The following is a 16,232-nucleotide window of genomic DNA, read 5'->3' on the forward strand; positions in this document are numbered from 1 at the left end:
TGCGGTTTGGTTCTAACAAACTTGGGTTTAGACATTTTAGCTCACCTCCCTGAAAGGTTCATTTAAGCTTTGCAAACAAAACCACATTATACACATATTGCCAATTTTGGCAAACTAAGGCCCTGGCAAACGCCAGGCCTCTACAGCCCGTCGTTAACGGTAAAGGATCTTTTCGGCAACTTCTTCGGGGATAATTTCGTAATGGTCAAACTCCATCGTGAAGGTGCCACGCCCCTGGGTCATGGAGCGAAGGTCAGTAGCATAGCCGAACATTTCCGACAGGGGAACCATGGCTCGCACGCTCTGAATCCCACCAGGCCTCAGCTCCATTCCCTGGATATCGGCTCGCCGGGAGGCCAGGTCCCCCAGAACATCCCCAACAAATTCCTCAGGCATTACTACTTCCAGTTTCATAAAAGGTTCCATGAGAACAGGTTGCCCCTGATGGAGCCCTTTCTCCATAGCTATTGAGGTGGCAGCCTTGAAGGCCATCTCCGAGGAATCCTCCGGGTGGAAAGAGCCATCAACCAGACTAACCTTCACATCCGTGATGGGATACCCAGCCAGCGCTCCTGCATCCAGGGCTTCCCGCACCGCCTCTTCTATGGCTGGGATAAAGTGAGCTGGTATTTTTTCCTCCCCTACCCTGTTCTCAAACCTGTTCCCTGAACCACGAGGCAATGGTTCCAGCTCCAGCCAAACGTGACCGTAATGGTTCCTGGTCCCTACCTGGCGAACGTAAAGGCCTTCCACACGCACCGGCCTTGTTATGGTTTCTTTGTAAGCCACCTGAGGCTTGCCCACGTTTGCCTCGACCCTGAATTCCCGGAAAAGCCGGTCTACCAGTATTTCCAGATGCAATTCCCCCATGCCTGAAATGATGGTTTGACCGGTCTGTTCGTCCACCTTTACCCTAAAGGTGGGGTCTTCTTCAGCCAGACGCTGAAGAGCCTCTGTCATTCGTTCCTGGTCGGCCTGGGTTTTTGGTTCTATGGCCACTGAGACCACCGGCTCCGGGAAACTAATGGACTCCAGGACTATAGGATGCTCTTCACTGCAGATGGTTTCACCGGTGAAGGTTTGCTTGGGCCCCAGTACTGCCCCTATGTCGCCTGCTCTGAGCTCTTCAATTTCTTCCCGCTTGTTGGCATACATCCTGAGGATTCTGTCTATCCGCTCTTTGCGGTTTCGGGTAGCGTTGAAAACCCTGCGGTTGCCCTTCAGGACTCCGGAGTAAATCCTCAGATAAACCAGACGTCCCACATAAGGGTCAGAATGAACCTTGAAGACCAAGGCGGCAAGGGGTTCCTCCAGCTTTGGATGACGTATTTCCTCCTTCCCCGTCTCAGGGTTAACCCCCCGAACCGGGGGCAAGTCAAGAGGTGATGGAAGGTAATCTACAATGGCATCCAGAAGAGGCTGAACCCCTTTGTTTTTAAGGGCAGCACCACAGAGAACAGGCACCAGCTTGCCCGAAATCACTGCTCTCCGGAGGGCTTTCTTCAATTCCTCCGGTGTTATTTCTTCCCCTTCAAGGTACTTGACCATAAGTTCATCATCGGTTTCGGCTATTTTTTCCAGCAAAGCCTCCCGATGAATTGCCACCTCTTTAGCCAGGCTTTCGGGAACAGGAGCGCTCTCAGGATTTACTCCAAGCTCGTCTTCTTCCCTGTAAATTACCGCTTTCAGCTCTATGAGGTCTATAACCCCTCTGAAAGAGTCCTCAACTCCTAAAGGCACCTGGATGGGGACCGGGTTGGCTTTAAGGCGATCTTTTATCATTTCAATGACTCGCCAGAAATTAGCCCCGACCCGATCCATTTTGTTTACAAAACATATGCGTGGAACCTTGTATAGGTCAGCCTGACGCCACACGGTTTCAGACTGGGGTTCGACGCCGTTCACTGCGTCAAAGATGACCACTCCACCATCCAGAATCCTCAAGCTCCGCTGGACTTCAGCGGTAAAATCTATGTGGCCGGGGGTATCCACAATGTTTATCTGATGCTGACGCCAGTAGCAAGTCACAGCTGCCGCCGTTATGGATATACCCCGTTCTTTCTCCTGGGGCATCCAGTCGGTGACAGCCGTCCCCTCATCCACCTCGCCCATCCTGTGGGTTCGGCCTGTGTAGAAGAGGATGCGCTCGGTGGTGGTGGTTTTACCGGCGTCTATATGGGCTATGAAGCCTATGTTGCGTATTTTCTCTAAAGGATACCCCCCGCTCATGATTACCACCGGAAGAAAGCGAAAGCTCTGTTGGCTTCAGCCATTTTGTGGGTGTCTTCCTTTTTCTTAATAGTGGCTCCGGTGTTGTTGGCGGCATCTAAGATTTCGGCGGCGAGCTTTTCCGCCATGGATTTCCCGCTTCTTTCCCGAGCAAAGTTTACAAGCCACCTCAATGCCAGAGAGATGCGCCGGTGCTCCGGAACTTCAATCGGCACCTGATATGTAGCACCGCCAACTCTCCTGGGCCTCACTTCCACAACCGGAGCCGCATTCTGGACAGCCTGCTCAAACACTTCCACAGGGTTGCGACCGGTCTTCTCACGTATTATGTCAAAAGCTCTGTAGACAATCCATTCAGCTATGCTCTTTTTGCCGTTCATCATGACCTTGTTTATGAGCTTGGCTACCAAAACGCTGTTGTATTTTATGTCGGGCGGTATCTCCCTTCTGGGAGGACTCCCACGTCTTGGCATTTCTACCTCCTTGGGTCAGTTATTCTTTGGACTTCTTGGGCCTTTTGGCTCCGTATTTGGAGCGCCCCTGGCGCCTCCCTTCCACTCCGGCCGAGTCCAGGGCTCCCCTTACAATGTGATAGCGGATGCCGGGGAGGTCTTTAACACGTCCACCTCTCACCAGAACCACCGAGTGCTCCTGGAGGTTGTGGCCCTCGCCGGGAATATAGGCGGTCACTTCAATGCCATTGGTGAGGCGCACCCTGGCGATTTTGCGGAGAGCAGAGTTGGGCTTCTTGGGTGTCATAGTTCTTACTTGGATGCAAACACCCCGCTTCTGAGGGTTGCCTCTGGGCATTTTCTTAAGCTCGTTCTTGAGGGCGTTGTAGGAATAAAGCAGAGCCGGAGCTTTGGATTTGCTCTTAACCTTTTTTCGGCCTTTTCTCACTAACTGGTTAATGGTAGGCACTTTAACCCTCCTTAGCTTAAGTTTTTTCCCGATTTAGAGCCGCTTCTCTAAGGCGTCTGTAATGCTCAAAGCCCGTCCCAGCGGGAATGAGGCGCCCTATTATAACGTTTTCTTTGAGGCCGCGCAACTCATCAATAGCTCCGCGAATGGCAGCATCTGTAAGGACCCGGGTGGTCTCTTGGAAGGAAGCGGCTGCAAAGAAGCTATCAGTAGCCAGAGCCGCCTTTGTTATCCCAAGAAGAACTGGCACTGCCTCCGCCGGACGCCCTCCCTGCGCGATTATACGGCTGTTGGTTTCCTCAAATTCAAAGCGGTTCACCAGTTGCCCAGGGAGATAATCAGTATCGCCAGGGGACTTAACCCGGACTTTATCGGTCATCTGGCGAATGATAATTTCAATGTGTTTGTCGTGGATGTTCACTCCCTGGGAGCGATATACTTTCTGAATTTCTTCCAGGAGATAAAGCTGCGCTGCCTCCCGGCCCAGGATTCTCATAATTTCTTTGGGGTTCTTTGCCCCTTCGGTTATTTGTTCGCCGGCTTCAATGTAATCGCCCTTCTCCACCCTGAGCCTGGCAGCAGGCGGGACATCGTAAATCCTCTCTTCTCTGTGTTCTTTACGTATGGTTGCCTTGTAAGAGCCATCGCCGTTATTTTCCAGGAAAATCTGCCCTCCTATCCGGGCCGTGATGGTCCCGTCATCGGGCGTAAGGGCGAGCACGGTCCCCTCTTCTATCTCCTGACCATCTTTGACTTTGATTTCGCTTCCAACAGGGATGAAGTACTCATCGGCAATGACCTGAGTGCTAGTAACCTTTACTTTGCGGATTTCGCCCTCCCAGTATATGTCCACGACCCCTGATATGTCGGAGATTATGGCTTCTCCTTTGGGCGTGCGGGCTTCAAAGAGCTCCTCCACCCTGGGCAGGCCCTGGGTTATATCTTCAATAGCAACGCCACCGGTGTGGAAAGTCCTGAGGGTAAGCTGAGTCCCGGGCTCACCGATGGACTGGGCAGCTATTATGCCCACAGCCTCGCCAACTCTTATGAGCCCGCCCCTTCCCATATCGCGCCCATAGCAGAGCGCGCAGACACCATAGCGGGTTTCGCACTTCAGTGGGGTGCGCACGTAGACCTTATCTATGCCAGCTTTCTTTATTTTCTCAAAGGCTTCTTCGTCTATTTCCTCGTTTCGCCTTACTATGAACCTGCCAGTGGCAGGATCAACAATATCAGCGGCCGCAGTCCTTCCTATGACTCTTTCAGCGAAGGACTGACCCATCCTGCGGGAGGATTCTACGTCAATCCATATTCCATCAAAGGTGCCGCAGTCATATTCCCTGACGATGACTTCCTGAGCCACATCCACCAACCGGCGGGTCAGGTAGCCAGCGTCGGCAGTACGGAGGGCGGTGTCAGCCAGACCTTTACGGGCGCCGTGGGTGGAAAGGAAGTATTCAAGGGTCGTGAGCCCTTCCCAGAAGTTGGAACGAATCGGAAGAGGGATGATGCGCCCGGAGGGGTCAGCCATAAGGCCACGCATCCCGGCCAGCTGACGTATGGTTTGAATTCCTCCTTTTGTGGCCCCTGATGTGGCCATGGCTCCAACGCTTTCGTAAGGGTTAAGTTCTTTGGCCACGGCCATGGAAACTTCTTCAGTCGCTCTAGTCCATAGTTCTACGCTCTTCATGTATTGTTCTTCTTCAGTGATTACGCCACGGCGGTACTGGCGGTTTATCTCTTCCACCTGGGCTTCTGTACGCCTTACAATCTCATCCTTTTCTCTGGGGATCTTTATATCGCTCATGGCTAAGGTGATGCCGCTGCGGGTAGCATACTTGAAGCCCAAGTCTTTGAGAGCATCCACCACCTGAGCTGTGGCGTGCATCCCCAGTTTCCTGTAGCACTCTGCCACCAGGTCATTGAGGGCTTTCTTGTCCATAACCTTGTTCTGGAAACGAAGTTCTTCGGGAAGGGCCACGTTAAATATGACCCGCCCAGGAGTGGTTTCTATGAGCTGAGGCGCCTGGTCCGGCGAAGGCTTCGCCAGCACTTTGATCTTGGCGTGGAGGTCCACAACCCCCGTTTCGTAAGCCAGGATTACTTCGTCAAAGTCGGCAAAGATTTTACCTTCACCCTTGACCCCTTCTTCCATCAAGGTCAGGTAATAGCAGCCCAGGACCATATCCTTGGTGGGACCGACGATGGGCTCTCCGCTGGCGGGCTTTAGGAGGTTAACGGAAGAAAGCATAAGTTCGCGCGCCTCTCTAACAGCCTCATCGGAAAGGGGCACATGGACTGCCATCTGGTCTCCGTCAAAGTCTGCGTTGAAGGCAGGGCAGACCAGAGGATGAATTCGGATGGCCTGCCCATCCACCAGCACTACCTCAAAGGCCTGGATACCCAGGCGGTGAAGGGTGGGAGCGCGGTTCAAGAGCACAGGCCTCTCCTTCACCACGCTTTCCAGGACATCCCACACGGCAGGGTCGCGGCGTTCTATCATCCTCTTAGCGCTCTTTATGTTGTGGGCGTGGTTTTCTTCTATGAGCTTGCGGATGACAAAGGGCTTGAAAAGTTCCAGAGCCATATCCCTGGGAAGGCCACACTGGTGAAGCTTGAGCTCAGGCCCCACCACAATTACCGAGCGGCCAGAGTAATCCACGCGCTTGCCCAGAAGGTTGCGGCGGAACCGTCCCTGCTTCCCTCTCAATATATCGGAAAGGCTGCGGAGGCCCCGTTTCCCAGCACCCACAAGGCCTGTAGGCTGACGGCGTCCGCTATCTATGAGGGCATCAACGGCCTCCTGAAGCATCCTTTTCTCGTTGCGAATGATGATCTCAGGAGCTCCCAGTTCCTTAAGTTTCTTCAGACGATTGTTGCGGTTTATAACCCTCCGGTAGAGGTCGTTGAGGTCGCTTGTGGCAAACCGCCCACCATCCAGAGGCACCATGGGCCTTAATTCTGGAGGTATAACAGGTAGCATAACCAGGATCATCCACTCGGGACGGTTGCCGCTCTTGCGGAGGGCTTCCACGATTTGAAGGCGCCTTATGGCTTTCTTGCGCCTTTGAGCCGAGCGGGTTGTGTTGATCTCATGCCTGAGCTCCCGGGCCATTTTGTCCAGGTCCAGGTTCTTGAGGATTTCGTAGAGGGCTTCCGCACCCATGCCAGCTTTGAAAACCGCCCCCCACTTTTCCCTGAGCTCCTGGTAACGAGCTTCGCTCAAAACCTGGGTTACCTGAAGGCTTCGGAGCTCCGCCATCTCCTGCTCATACTTGTCTATGATTTCAAAGATGGTATCCTCATAACGAGCCTTTACTGCGTCCTTCTCCCCCTCGGCCTTGCGGCTCAAAAATTCCTTTTCAGCTTCAGCCTGAAGCTTCAAATCCTCCTGGCGGCGTCTTATCCCTTCTTCCAGGAGGGATAGGCGTTCCTGAGCGGCCCGGTTCAGTCTCGTAAGGTGCTCTCTGGAGACCACCTCCCCCTCTTCCAGAAGGACCTCATCGCTCCAGGGGATCCGGATGGTTTCAGGGGAAGGCAAACCCATAAGGGCCTCCAGCCTCTCCTGAAGGGCTCGCCCCTGCTCAGCGATTTCGTCGCTCATGGAATAAAGGTGCTCTTCAAGCTCCTGAATCTGAGCTTTAATCTTACGGTTGATTTCCTCCAATTCCCTCTTCAACCTTCTATCTATTTCCTCAATTTGGGCGTTTATCTCCGCATCAATCTTTGCAAGGCGCGCAAGGCGCTCTTTCTCCAGGCGGTTGAGCGCACGGGCTCGGGCTTCTTCATCCACTTCAGTCACGATGTACTGGGCAAAATAAATAACCCTCTCCAAGTTGCGAGGAGAAAGGTCCAGAAGGAGACCAAGACGACTTGGGATCCCCCGCACATACCAGATGTGAGCTACAGGAGCCGCCAGCTCTATGTGGCCCATCCTTTCCCTTCGCACCTTGGATGGCGCCACTTCAACACCACACCGATCGCAAATTATGCCCTTGTATTTGACCTTTTTGTATTTCCCACACGCACACTCCCAATCTTTGATGGGACCAAAAATGCGCTCACAGAAGAGGCCATCTCTCTCTGGTTTGAGCGTCCGATAGTTTATAGTTTCGGGTTTGGTAACTTCTCCATAAGACCAGGAACGAATTTGCTCCGGAGAAGCCAGACTTATGCGCACTGCTATAATGTCATTGACTTCCATAAAAGCACCTCCTTATTTGCTCAGAAGCTTTCGAGCAAGATCAAAGCTTCCAAATCCAAGAGGAATGGGCTTTTCTTCCCGTTCCTCTTTGCCAAAGGTGTATTTATCTCCCTTAGCATCGTAAACTTCAACCGAGAGTCCCAGCGACTGAAGCTCTTTCACCAAAACTCTGAAAGATTCAGGCATCTCGGGCCCTGAAACCCTCTCACCCCTTACTATGGCTTCGTAAGTCTTAAGGCGGCCAGTGGTGTCATCAGATTTGACGGTGAGCATTTCCTGGAGGGTATGGGCGGCCCCATAAGCTTCCAGAGCCCAAACCTCCATTTCGCCAAACCTCTGGCCTCCGAACTGAGCTTTACCTCCAAGAGGCTGCTGGGTCACCAGGGAGTAAGGCCCAGTGGAGCGAGCATGAACCTTATCCTCCACCAGGTGGATGAGTTTCATGATCATCATAACTCCCACCGTGACCGGCTGATCGTAAGGTTCACCGGTTTTACCGTCATAGAGGATCATCTTGCCAGTAGTGGGAACAGGCTGTCCAGTAGCTTTGCTGACTTGTATAGCTTTCTCCATAAGTTTTTCTTCGGATACGCCTTCAAGGGGTGGATACTCGCCGGTGAGAGAGCCTATCCACTCCCGCAGGCAAACGAGCCTGGCCAGGCGGTCAGCTTCACGACGCGCCTCCAGAGGCCTCGGATCATCCTCAAAGACCAGGATAGCGTCGGGATCATAACCCCTTTCACGGAGCCATTCCTTGAGAGCACTCCGCCGGGCGTAATTCCAATCTTCCATAAGCTTCTCAGGGTCGTAGCGATCCCCAATCCACTCCACAAGGTATAGCCTACGGGCTTCTTCATCATCTTCAATATCTTGAGGGTTATACTCTATGGACTTGAGCCACTGCCAGGCTCTATCCGTTATTTCTTCCCACGCTTTATCTATTAGCCAGGCCCTCGCAAGCTCGGCAAAGACCTCATCCTGGTCGGCTCCATCAAAGACAGGGGTTATGGCTTTGAACCCCAGGCGATAAGCAGCCCACCCCAAGTGAGTTTCCAGAATCTGTCCCAGGTTCATACGAGCTGGCACACCTAAGGGGTTCAGTATAACCTCGATGGGGGTACCATCTGGAAGGAAAGGCATATCCTCTACAGGCACGATTTTGGAGATTACACCTTTGTTGCCGTGGCGGCCGGCCATTTTATCGCCTTCGGTGAGCTTACGGCGCTGAGCCACATAGACCTTAACGACTTTCTCAACTCCAGCCGGCAGGTCCCTGTATTGGTCCCGAGAGAACTCAGCCACCGAAATCACTACACCTCTCTCGCCATGGGGCATCCTCAAACTTGTATCCCTGACGTCTCTGGCCCTCTCGCCGAAAATAGCCCTAAGAAGCTTCTCCTCGGGGGAGAGCTCTGTTTCACCCTTGGGGGTAATCTTGCCCACCAGGATATCTCCCGGGCCTACCTGAGCTCCTATTCGGATTATACCGTTTTCATCCAGATCTCTGAGGACCTCCTCGCCCACGTTGGGGATATCCCTGGTGATTTCCTCAGGCCCGAGCTTTGTATCTACAGCTTCGGTTTCATATTCTTCTATGTGGATTGAAGTGTAAATATCTTCCTGGACAAGAGCCTCACTCACCAGGACAGCATCCTCGTAGTTGCCCCCCTCCCATGAGATAAAAGCCACCAGGACGTTCTGACCCAGAGCCAGCTCTCCATTCTGAGTTGAGCTGGAATCAGCCAGAACCTGTCCTTTCTTTACCTTTTGCCCCTTGCTCACTATGGGCCGCTGATCTATGCAAGTAGCCTGGTTAGAACGTTGATAACGCTTCAGGGGATATATCCGCAAACCCTTCTCCCCCTTTACCACTATCTGGGTAGAGGTAACACTCACTACTTCCCCATCCTCTTCCGCCAGGACAACCTGACCTGAATCTTTGGCTACGTAATATTCCATACCTGTAGAAACGAGGGGAGCCTCAGGTTTCACCAAAGGCACTGCCTGGCGTTGCATGTTGGATCCCATGAGAGCACGGTTGGCGTCATCGTGTTCCAGGAAGGGGATCAAGGAGGCGGACACACTTACAATCTGCTTGGGTGATACATCCATATAATCTACCTGATCCACAGGCCTAATGGCGAATTGCTGCATATGACGAACCGTAACCCTGTCCGTCAGGAAACGGCCTTTAGAATCCAGAGGAACTCCTGCCTGAGCAATGACGTACTGGTCCTCCTCATCAGCTGAGAGGTAGACGATTTCGTTGGTTACCACAGGCCTTATCTTTATCTCCCGATACTGCAGGCGACTTATCCTTTCAGCCAGCTCAGGAGTGATTTCAGTTCCAGCTTCGGCTATAAGTTCCCCTGTGGTCGGGTCAATGATCCTCTCCCTGAGGATATGGCCCACCAGGTCTTGAGGACGGTTAGGGACTTTGTTTAACACCTTACGGTAGGGGGTTTCCAGGAAACCGAAATCATTCACTCTGGCATAAGTAGCAAGACTTCCTATAAGACCGATGTTTGGCCCTTCAGGGGTCTCAATGGGGCATACACGGCCATAGTGGGAGTTATGGACGTCTCTGACTTCAAAGCCTGCCCTTTCCCGTTTCAGGCCACCAGGCCCCAGAGCTGAAACCCTGCGCTTATGAGTAAGTTCAGCCAGAGGGTTGGTCTGATCCATAAACTGGGACAGCTGGCTACCTCCAAAGAACTCCCTGAGGGCAGCGACAACCGGTCTTATGTTTATGAGGGATAGGGGGGTTACCTCTTCGGGCTCCTTTATACTCATCCTCTCCTTTATCGCCCTTTCCAGGCGCAGGAGCCCCACCCTCATCTGATTCTGAACAAGTTCACCTACAGTCCGGACCCTCCTGTTACCCAGGTGATCAATGTCGTCCTCGCTCTCCACCCCATTGTTAATGAGGATCATCTTCTCCACCACTTTCACCAGATCATCTCTGGTGAGGGTTCGGTGATCCAATGGTATATCGAGGCCGAGGCGCCGGTTAAGCTTGTAGCGCCCCATTTTACCCAGGTCGTAGCGGCGAGGGTTAAAGAAGAGAGCAATTAAATAATTGCGGGCATTCTCCGGGTTAGCTGGCTCCCCCGGCCGCATTCTCCTGTAAATCTCCACAAGGGCCTCTTCAGTGCTTTTGGTGGGATCAGCTTCTATGGTAGCCTTTATGTAAGAATGCTCAGGCATAGTGTCAATGCCTTCATAGAGAGCCAGCAGCTCCTCATCGGTTCCGTAACCCAGGGCTCTGAGAAGGACCGTAACAGGCAACTTTCGCTTGCGCTCAATCTTAACCGAGATCACATCCCGTTTGGAAGTTTCAAACTCCAGCCATGCTCCCCGGTTGGGAATAAGCTTGGCATAGCAAAGCAGCCTGCCGGTTGCCCTTTCTTCTTCTAAAGAGAAATAAACACCTGGAGAACGGAGAAGCTGATTTACCACGACCCTCTCGGCGCCGTTTATGATGAAAGTGCCCTTTTCGGTCATAAGAGGAAAATCGCCGAAGAAAATGCGTTGCTCTTGGATCTCTCCCGTCTCGTTGTTAACGAGGCGAACTTTCACCCACAAGGGCGCTGCATAGGTCAAATCCCGGAGCTTACATTCTTCTACGGTGTACTTTGGTTTGCCGAACTCATAATCCAGAAAGTGCAGTTCCAGGACTTTATTGTAACTCTGGATTGGTGAAATCTCTTCAAAGAGTTCTCTCAGCCCCTCCTCCTGGAACCAGCGGAAAGAATCCAGCTGAACCTGGATAAGATTTGGGAGAGGCAGGATTTCCTCTATTCGAGCATAATTTTTCCTGCCAGAGAGAATCAACTGCATGAATTAAACACCTCCTTCAAATTATAAAGGCCTAATTTAACTTCCAAAGGTGCAGGGGTCAGACAAGAAGCGGCTTCATTAACGGAGAAAACTTGTCACCCTTCCTCGGGCTTTCCCAGGAGACTATTACCCCTGCCTTAGCCATGCAATCTACTATTATATCACGATTTTTTTGCTTGTCAAATTTAGGGGAGGCTAAGAGAAAGAAAACGCCCAGATTCCACACCAGCAGGCGTCCCCATACAGCTCTTAGAGCCATGATTCCACCAAAAAGCCCCGCCGATAAATCCGAATAGGGTGGTCCAAGGGCTGCCCCAATCAATCTCATTTACCTCGGCGCCATCGTACAGGGAAAGAGATTCTCCAAAGATTCATCGGCAAGGATTTGCTGGGCAAGCCAGGCATTGAATTTTATCCGATAATGCACGGTGGAGAAATCAGGCACTTTCGGCATCAACTGCCTGGCTATGGCTTCTAACTTACGCCAGGAAAGACGATAGACACTAGCTATCTCGTATCAGCCTGCAATCTCACCATGCGGTAAAAGTGGTGTAGAAGAGGACGGATGTGGGAGGCCTTTGAGAAGCAGAGATAATAACCCACAGCATCGGTTAAGGGAATCAACTTGACAAATGCAGGTTGGTCCGGGGCTCTAAGGCCCTCCGCGGGAAAAAGCGCAGGTGGTTAATACCCCCACCGTTCTCAAGCGCCTTGGTTAATATGTTCCTGCTCTCCGATAAAGGTCTCCGTTAGGAGACCATTTTGCTAAGATTAAGGTTTAATGCTAAACTTAAAAGGCCTTTAAAAGTGCCAGGCTGGAGGTCGGCTATGGAAAAACTCAAAAGTTTCTATCAGAACCATCCTTTGCTTTCCCAATGGATAATACTGGCCATAGGAATGGTGATTATCCTGATCTTGGCCGCCAGAGACCAGGGCTTTAACCTCAAACAGTGGTTCGCACTAATTTCTGCCACTGTGATCCTGGCCGGATTGTGTGTGTGGATTATAAATTGGGAATAACTATGAAGGAGATATGCAATGCCAACCTTGCTTCTTCGCCACGCTGACCTTATCCTTCCCATGGATGACAATAGGACTCGCCTTTACGATGGCGCTATTTTGGTCCGGGATAATTTCATAGAAGCCATAGGCCCCACAAAGGATCTGCCCTCCACCGCAGACATAGTCATAGACGCCTCAGGCATGATTGTGCTGCCGGGCTTGGTCAACACCCACCACCATTTATACCAGACCCTCACCAGAGTTATCCCTGAGACCCAGAACGCCGAGTTATTCGATTGGCTTGTCTATCTTTATCCTATATGGGCCCGCCTCACGGGTGAAGCAGTCTACATAAGTGCTCTGATCGGGATGGCAGAGTTGCTCCTTTCAGGATGCACCACCACCACCGACCACCTTTACCTTTTCCCTAACGATGTTTCGCTGGATGATGAAATCAGAGCTGCCAGGGAGATAGGCATCAGGTTCCACCCTTGCCGCGGGAGCATGTCCCTGGGGCGATCTAAAGGCGGACTTCCCCCGGATGAAGTAGTTCAGAGTGAAGATGAAATTCTCGCTGATTGCGAAAGGCTTATAAACACTTACCACGACCCATCGCCGGGAGCTATGTGCCGCATAGCCCTGGCTCCCTGTTCTCCTTTTTCGGTAACCCCTGAACTTATGAGAGAGACAGCTCAAATGGCTCGACGTTACAATGCCATGCTTCACACTCACCTGGCTGAAACTCTTGATGAAGAGAACTTTTGCCTTGAAAAATACGGGATGCGCCCTCTGGATTACATGGCCAAGCTCGGCTGGCTTGGGGAAGATGTATGGTTCGTCCACGTAGTCCATGTGAATTCGGGGGATATAAAAGTCCTGGCCGAGACGGGCTCAGGGGTTGCCCACTGCCCCACGTCCAACATGCGCCTGGGGTCAGGAATATCCCCCATTGTGGAAATGCTCAAAGTAGGGGTAAAAGTAGGGCTGGCTGTTGACGGAAGCGCCTCCAACGATAGTTCCCACATGCTGGCGGAAGCTCGCCAGGCCCTCCTGCTTCAGAGAGTTCGCTACGGTGCCAGTTCCATAAGTGCTGAAGACGTATTGGAGTTAGCCACCAGAGGTGGGGCAAAAGTTCTGGGAAGGGACGATATTGGCTCCTTGGAGCCGGGCAAAGCCGCCGATTTCATTGGCATACGTCTGGAAAGGCTGGAATACGCCGGAGCTTCAGTCCACGATCCTGTAGCCTCTCTGATTTTCTGTTCCCCAGTAAAGGTTGATCTGGCCGTAGTCAACGGTAAGGTGGTGGTGGAAGATGGGAATCTTCTTACGGTTGACCTGGAAAAAATCGTGAGAAAACACAATTCAATAGCCAGGAAAATGGTTAGGGGCGAATGATGGGTAAGGGTGAACCGATACGTCTGATTCATTTTTCAGACCTTCATCTGGGCATAGAAAGCTATGGTCCGCTGGACCCTCAGACGGGGGTATCCCGCAGGGTGAAGGATTTCCTGGACAGGCTTGATGACTTAGTGAATTATGCCCTGGAGAGTGGAGCAGACGCTGTTTTATTCTGTGGTGATGCTTACAAAGGGCGCAACCCTCTGCCAATCTATGAAAGGGAACTCGCCTACAGAATAAAGAAACTGAGCGAGGCTGGCATCCCGGTAATTCTGGTAGGAGGTAATCACGATCTCCCGGAAAACATTCGCAAAGCAAGCTCATTAGATATATTTGTTGCTCTCAAAGTTCCTCATGTCTACGTCTTTCGCCGTCCGGGTGTCATGAGGCTGGAAACCAGGCGAGGGGCCTTTCAGGTGGCAGCTATGCCTTATCCGCCTCGTGCCCTCATACGCACCCTTGAGGAGGAAAAAGGAGAGCAGGAGTTTTTAATAGAAGAAGAAATTCAAAACCTCGCTCGCCAGGTTGATCCCGAAATCCCTTCGGTATTGGCCGGGCACTTTGGAGTTATTGGGGCAAGGTCTGGTTCGGAAAAGATGATAATTCTCGGCGAAGATTTTAAGGTCTCCAAGAGCGCTCTCCTTGCCGGCCCGTGGGATTATGTAGCTCTCGGCCACATCCACTGCTTTCAAAACTTAAACCCTGGAGAATATCCTCCCATAATCTATTCGGGGAGCCTGGAGCGGGTGGACTTCAGCGAAGAGAAGGAACGGAAAGGCTTTGTGGAAGTTTTTCTCATGAAAGGCGAAACTTCCTGGAACTTCATTCCGGTAAAAGCCCGTCCTTTCCTGACCATTGAGGTTGATGTGCGGGGCGAACAGGAACCGGAAAAAGCTCTCTTTAACAAACTAATGGCCTATCGTGAAAAGGCAGAAAGAGCCGTGGTAAGGGTTAGAGTTATAATGCGCGAATGGCAGAAGGTGAATGAGGAAAAGGTCCGGGAAATTCTGAGCAACTGCTACCACCTTGCTAAAATTGAAATGGAAGTGGAAAGAGTTCCCCGCTGGCGCTTGGGCTCCGAAGCGGTAGAATCCCTCGACTGGAAAGAGCTTTTGGAGCGACATTTTAAGGCCAAAAAGCTGCCCCGGGAGGATATAGAGCTTCTCCTCAAATATGCCGAAAAACTCTTCCAGGAGGTTGAAGAATGATCCTCGGCATTATGGGAAGTCCAAGGCGAGGAGGCAACAGTGAGATTTTGCTGGACCAGGCTCTTGCTGGAGCCAGAAGCGCCGGAGCCGATACTGAGAAGGTCGTCCTGGGCCTCCTGAATATCCAGGGATGCACCCACTGCAGCGGCTGTTGGGATACCGGAGAATGCATTATTGAGGATGATATGGGGCTTTTCTACCGGAAATTCAGGGAAATGGAAGCTATCATCGTAGCTGCACCGCTCTATTTCCTCGGCCCTCCAGCTCAGCTAAAGGCAGTCATTGATAGATGTGAAGTCTTCTGGGTCCTTAAAACCCGCTTCAATATTAGTGCATCTCCAACAGGGAAAAAGCGCCCCGGCGCTTTCATATCAGTGGCCGGGGCACCGGGCAAACCCGATACTTTTGACCCTTCCCGCCGGATAATTCGGGCTTTCTTCAGCACTATTGATGTGGCTTATTCCGCTGAACTATTCTTCACAGAGGTAGAGGAACCAGGGAAGATCCGCGCCCATCCAACAGCCTTAGCAGAAGCCTACACCCTCGGGGTCAGAATAGCCCGAAGCCTTTAGGGATAAGAGAAACTTTCCCCGGGTTTGAGGACAATCCCCCGCGCTCTAGTCTCTTCCTCCACCGCTCTCACAAAAGCATGGGGGTCCTGCTTTATTACATCAAAAGTGTCGTAATGCATGGGGATAACGATTTTGGGCTCCAGAAGTTTAACGGCCCTGAGAGCATCATCCGGCCCCATAGTGAAGTTGTCCCCTATGGGTAGTAAAGCTATGTCTATACCCTCTTCCCCGATCAGTTTCATCTCATAGGTCAGGCCCGTATCACCGGCATGGTAAATTTTTACTCCTTCCATGTAGATGAGGAAGCCACAAGGGTTTCCACCGTAGCTTCCGTCGGGAAGGGAGGAACCATGGAAAGCTGGGGTAAGCTTTACCCGCCCGAAAGGGAAATTCCAGCCGCCTCCTATGTGAAGGGGGTGAGCATTAACCCCCTGGCTCTGGCAGTAAGAGGCAATTTCAAAATTGGAAATCACAGTGGCGTTATTCCGGCGTGCCACCTCTATCGCATCTCCTAGGTGGTCGCCATGGCCATGGCTTACCAGAACATACTGAACCTTAATGCCTTCAGGCCCTGAAGGAGCCATCGGATTTCCAGTAATGAAGGGGTCTATAATGAGGGAGGTCCCGGCTCCTTCTATAACGAAACACGCATGCCCGTAAAAGGTTAACTTAACCCCCATATTTCCACCTCCGTGCATTTTCTGAATTTATAACACAAAGAGCCCTGAAAAAGATGCTGGGGCCACTTCATGGGCAAGGTCTCTGCCCCCTTATATTCAGAGGCTTCGGAAGGACTCAGTCTTCCCCTATGACTTTGAAACTGCGCACCTCACCACTTTCCCACCCTTCGAGGGACTG

The 16,232-nt window shown here is 51.9% G+C and carries 11 protein-coding genes; 4 read left to right on the top strand and 7 right to left on the bottom strand.

Going from position 1 to position 16,232, the window contains the following annotated elements:
- Positions 1-153: 153 nt before the first annotated feature.
- From fusA to NZ653_08850, 6 genes are read right to left on the bottom strand one after another with little or no spacing between them, the layout of a single operon-like run.
- Complete coding sequence (gene fusA, locus NZ653_08825) at positions 154-2,229, bottom strand: elongation factor G (GenBank protein ID MCS7287222.1); 2,076 nt, start codon at positions 2,227-2,229, stop codon at positions 154-156.
- A gap of 2 nt (positions 2,230-2,231) precedes the next feature.
- Positions 2,232-2,702 (bottom strand): 30S ribosomal protein S7, encoded by a 471-nt coding sequence (gene rpsG, locus NZ653_08830; GenBank protein ID MCS7287223.1) that lies wholly within the window; start codon positions 2,700-2,702, stop codon positions 2,232-2,234.
- 19 nt (positions 2,703-2,721) lie between these two features.
- Positions 2,722-3,150, bottom strand: coding sequence for a 30S ribosomal protein S12 (rpsL, locus tag NZ653_08835; protein MCS7287224.1), 429 nt, complete (start codon positions 3,148-3,150; stop codon positions 2,722-2,724).
- A 16-nt stretch (positions 3,151-3,166) separates the two neighbouring features.
- Positions 3,167-7,354, bottom strand: a complete 4,188-nt coding sequence (gene rpoC / locus NZ653_08840) for a DNA-directed RNA polymerase subunit beta' (GenBank protein ID MCS7287225.1) — start codon at positions 7,352-7,354, stop codon at positions 3,167-3,169.
- Positions 7,355-7,366: 12 nt separating this feature from the next.
- Positions 7,367-11,194, bottom strand: a complete 3,828-nt coding sequence (locus NZ653_08845; GenBank protein ID MCS7287226.1) for a DNA-directed RNA polymerase subunit beta — start codon at positions 11,192-11,194, stop codon at positions 7,367-7,369.
- 58 nt (positions 11,195-11,252) lie between these two features.
- Positions 11,253-11,453, bottom strand: coding sequence for a hypothetical protein (locus tag NZ653_08850; protein MCS7287227.1), 201 nt, complete (start codon positions 11,451-11,453; stop codon positions 11,253-11,255).
- Positions 11,454-12,022: 569 nt separating this feature from the next.
- Here NZ653_08850 and NZ653_08855 point away from each other — a divergent pair.
- Genes NZ653_08855 through NZ653_08870 form a run of 4 tightly spaced genes read left to right on the top strand, consistent with a single transcriptional unit; the run spans position 12,023 to position 15,374 of the window.
- Positions 12,023-12,214, top strand: a complete 192-nt coding sequence (locus tag NZ653_08855; protein MCS7287228.1) for a hypothetical protein — start codon at positions 12,023-12,025, stop codon at positions 12,212-12,214.
- An 18-nt stretch (positions 12,215-12,232) separates the two neighbouring features.
- Entirely contained in the window at positions 12,233-13,591 is a 1,359-nt protein-coding gene (locus NZ653_08860) for an 8-oxoguanine deaminase (GenBank protein MCS7287229.1), read from the top strand.
- Positions 13,591-14,802, top strand: a complete 1,212-nt coding sequence (locus tag NZ653_08865) for an exonuclease SbcCD subunit D (protein ID MCS7287230.1) — start codon at positions 13,591-13,593, stop codon at positions 14,800-14,802. Before NZ653_08860 ends, NZ653_08865 begins: the two co-directional genes overlap by 1 nt.
- Positions 14,799-15,374 carry a flavodoxin family protein gene (locus NZ653_08870; protein ID MCS7287231.1) on the top strand — a complete coding sequence of 192 codons (576 nt, stop codon included), beginning with the start codon at positions 14,799-14,801 and terminating at the stop codon, positions 15,372-15,374. Before NZ653_08865 ends, NZ653_08870 begins: the two co-directional genes overlap by 4 nt.
- Here the strand turns inward: NZ653_08870 and NZ653_08875 are convergent.
- Positions 15,371-16,054 carry a metal-dependent hydrolase gene (locus tag NZ653_08875; protein MCS7287232.1) on the bottom strand — a complete coding sequence of 228 codons (684 nt, stop codon included), beginning with the start codon at positions 16,052-16,054 and terminating at the stop codon, positions 15,371-15,373. The two genes, NZ653_08870 and NZ653_08875, sit on opposite strands and share 4 nt — an antisense overlap.
- Positions 16,055-16,232 lie beyond the last annotated feature (178 nt).

Source organism: Anaerolineae bacterium, from assembly GCA_025062375.1.
Lineage (GTDB): Bacteria > Chloroflexota > Anaerolineae > SpSt-600 > SpSt-600 > SpSt-600.

Excerpts from the sequence above, each read along its gene's own strand:
- NZ653_08850 (MCS7287227.1), bottom strand. The coding sequence starts at position 11,453 with ATGGCTCTAAGAGCTGTATGGGGACGCCTGCTGGTGTGGAATCTGGGC.
- rpsG (MCS7287223.1), bottom strand. The coding sequence starts at position 2,702 with ATGCCAAGACGTGGGAGTCCTCCCAGAAGGGAGATACCGCCCGACATA.
- NZ653_08845 (MCS7287226.1), bottom strand. The coding sequence starts at position 11,194 with ATGCAGTTGATTCTCTCTGGCAGGAAAAATTATGCTCGAATAGAGGAA.
- NZ653_08870 (MCS7287231.1), top strand. The coding sequence starts at position 14,799 with ATGATCCTCGGCATTATGGGAAGTCCAAGGCGAGGAGGCAACAGTGAG.
- NZ653_08875 (MCS7287232.1), bottom strand. The coding sequence starts at position 16,054 with ATGGGGGTTAAGTTAACCTTTTACGGGCATGCGTGTTTCGTTATAGAA.
- fusA (MCS7287222.1), bottom strand. The coding sequence starts at position 2,229 with ATGAGCGGGGGGTATCCTTTAGAGAAAATACGCAACATAGGCTTCATA.
- NZ653_08855 (MCS7287228.1), top strand. The coding sequence starts at position 12,023 with ATGGAAAAACTCAAAAGTTTCTATCAGAACCATCCTTTGCTTTCCCAA.
- NZ653_08860 (MCS7287229.1), top strand. The coding sequence starts at position 12,233 with ATGCCAACCTTGCTTCTTCGCCACGCTGACCTTATCCTTCCCATGGAT.
- NZ653_08865 (MCS7287230.1), top strand. The coding sequence starts at position 13,591 with ATGGGTAAGGGTGAACCGATACGTCTGATTCATTTTTCAGACCTTCAT.
- rpoC (MCS7287225.1), bottom strand. The coding sequence starts at position 7,354 with ATGGAAGTCAATGACATTATAGCAGTGCGCATAAGTCTGGCTTCTCCG.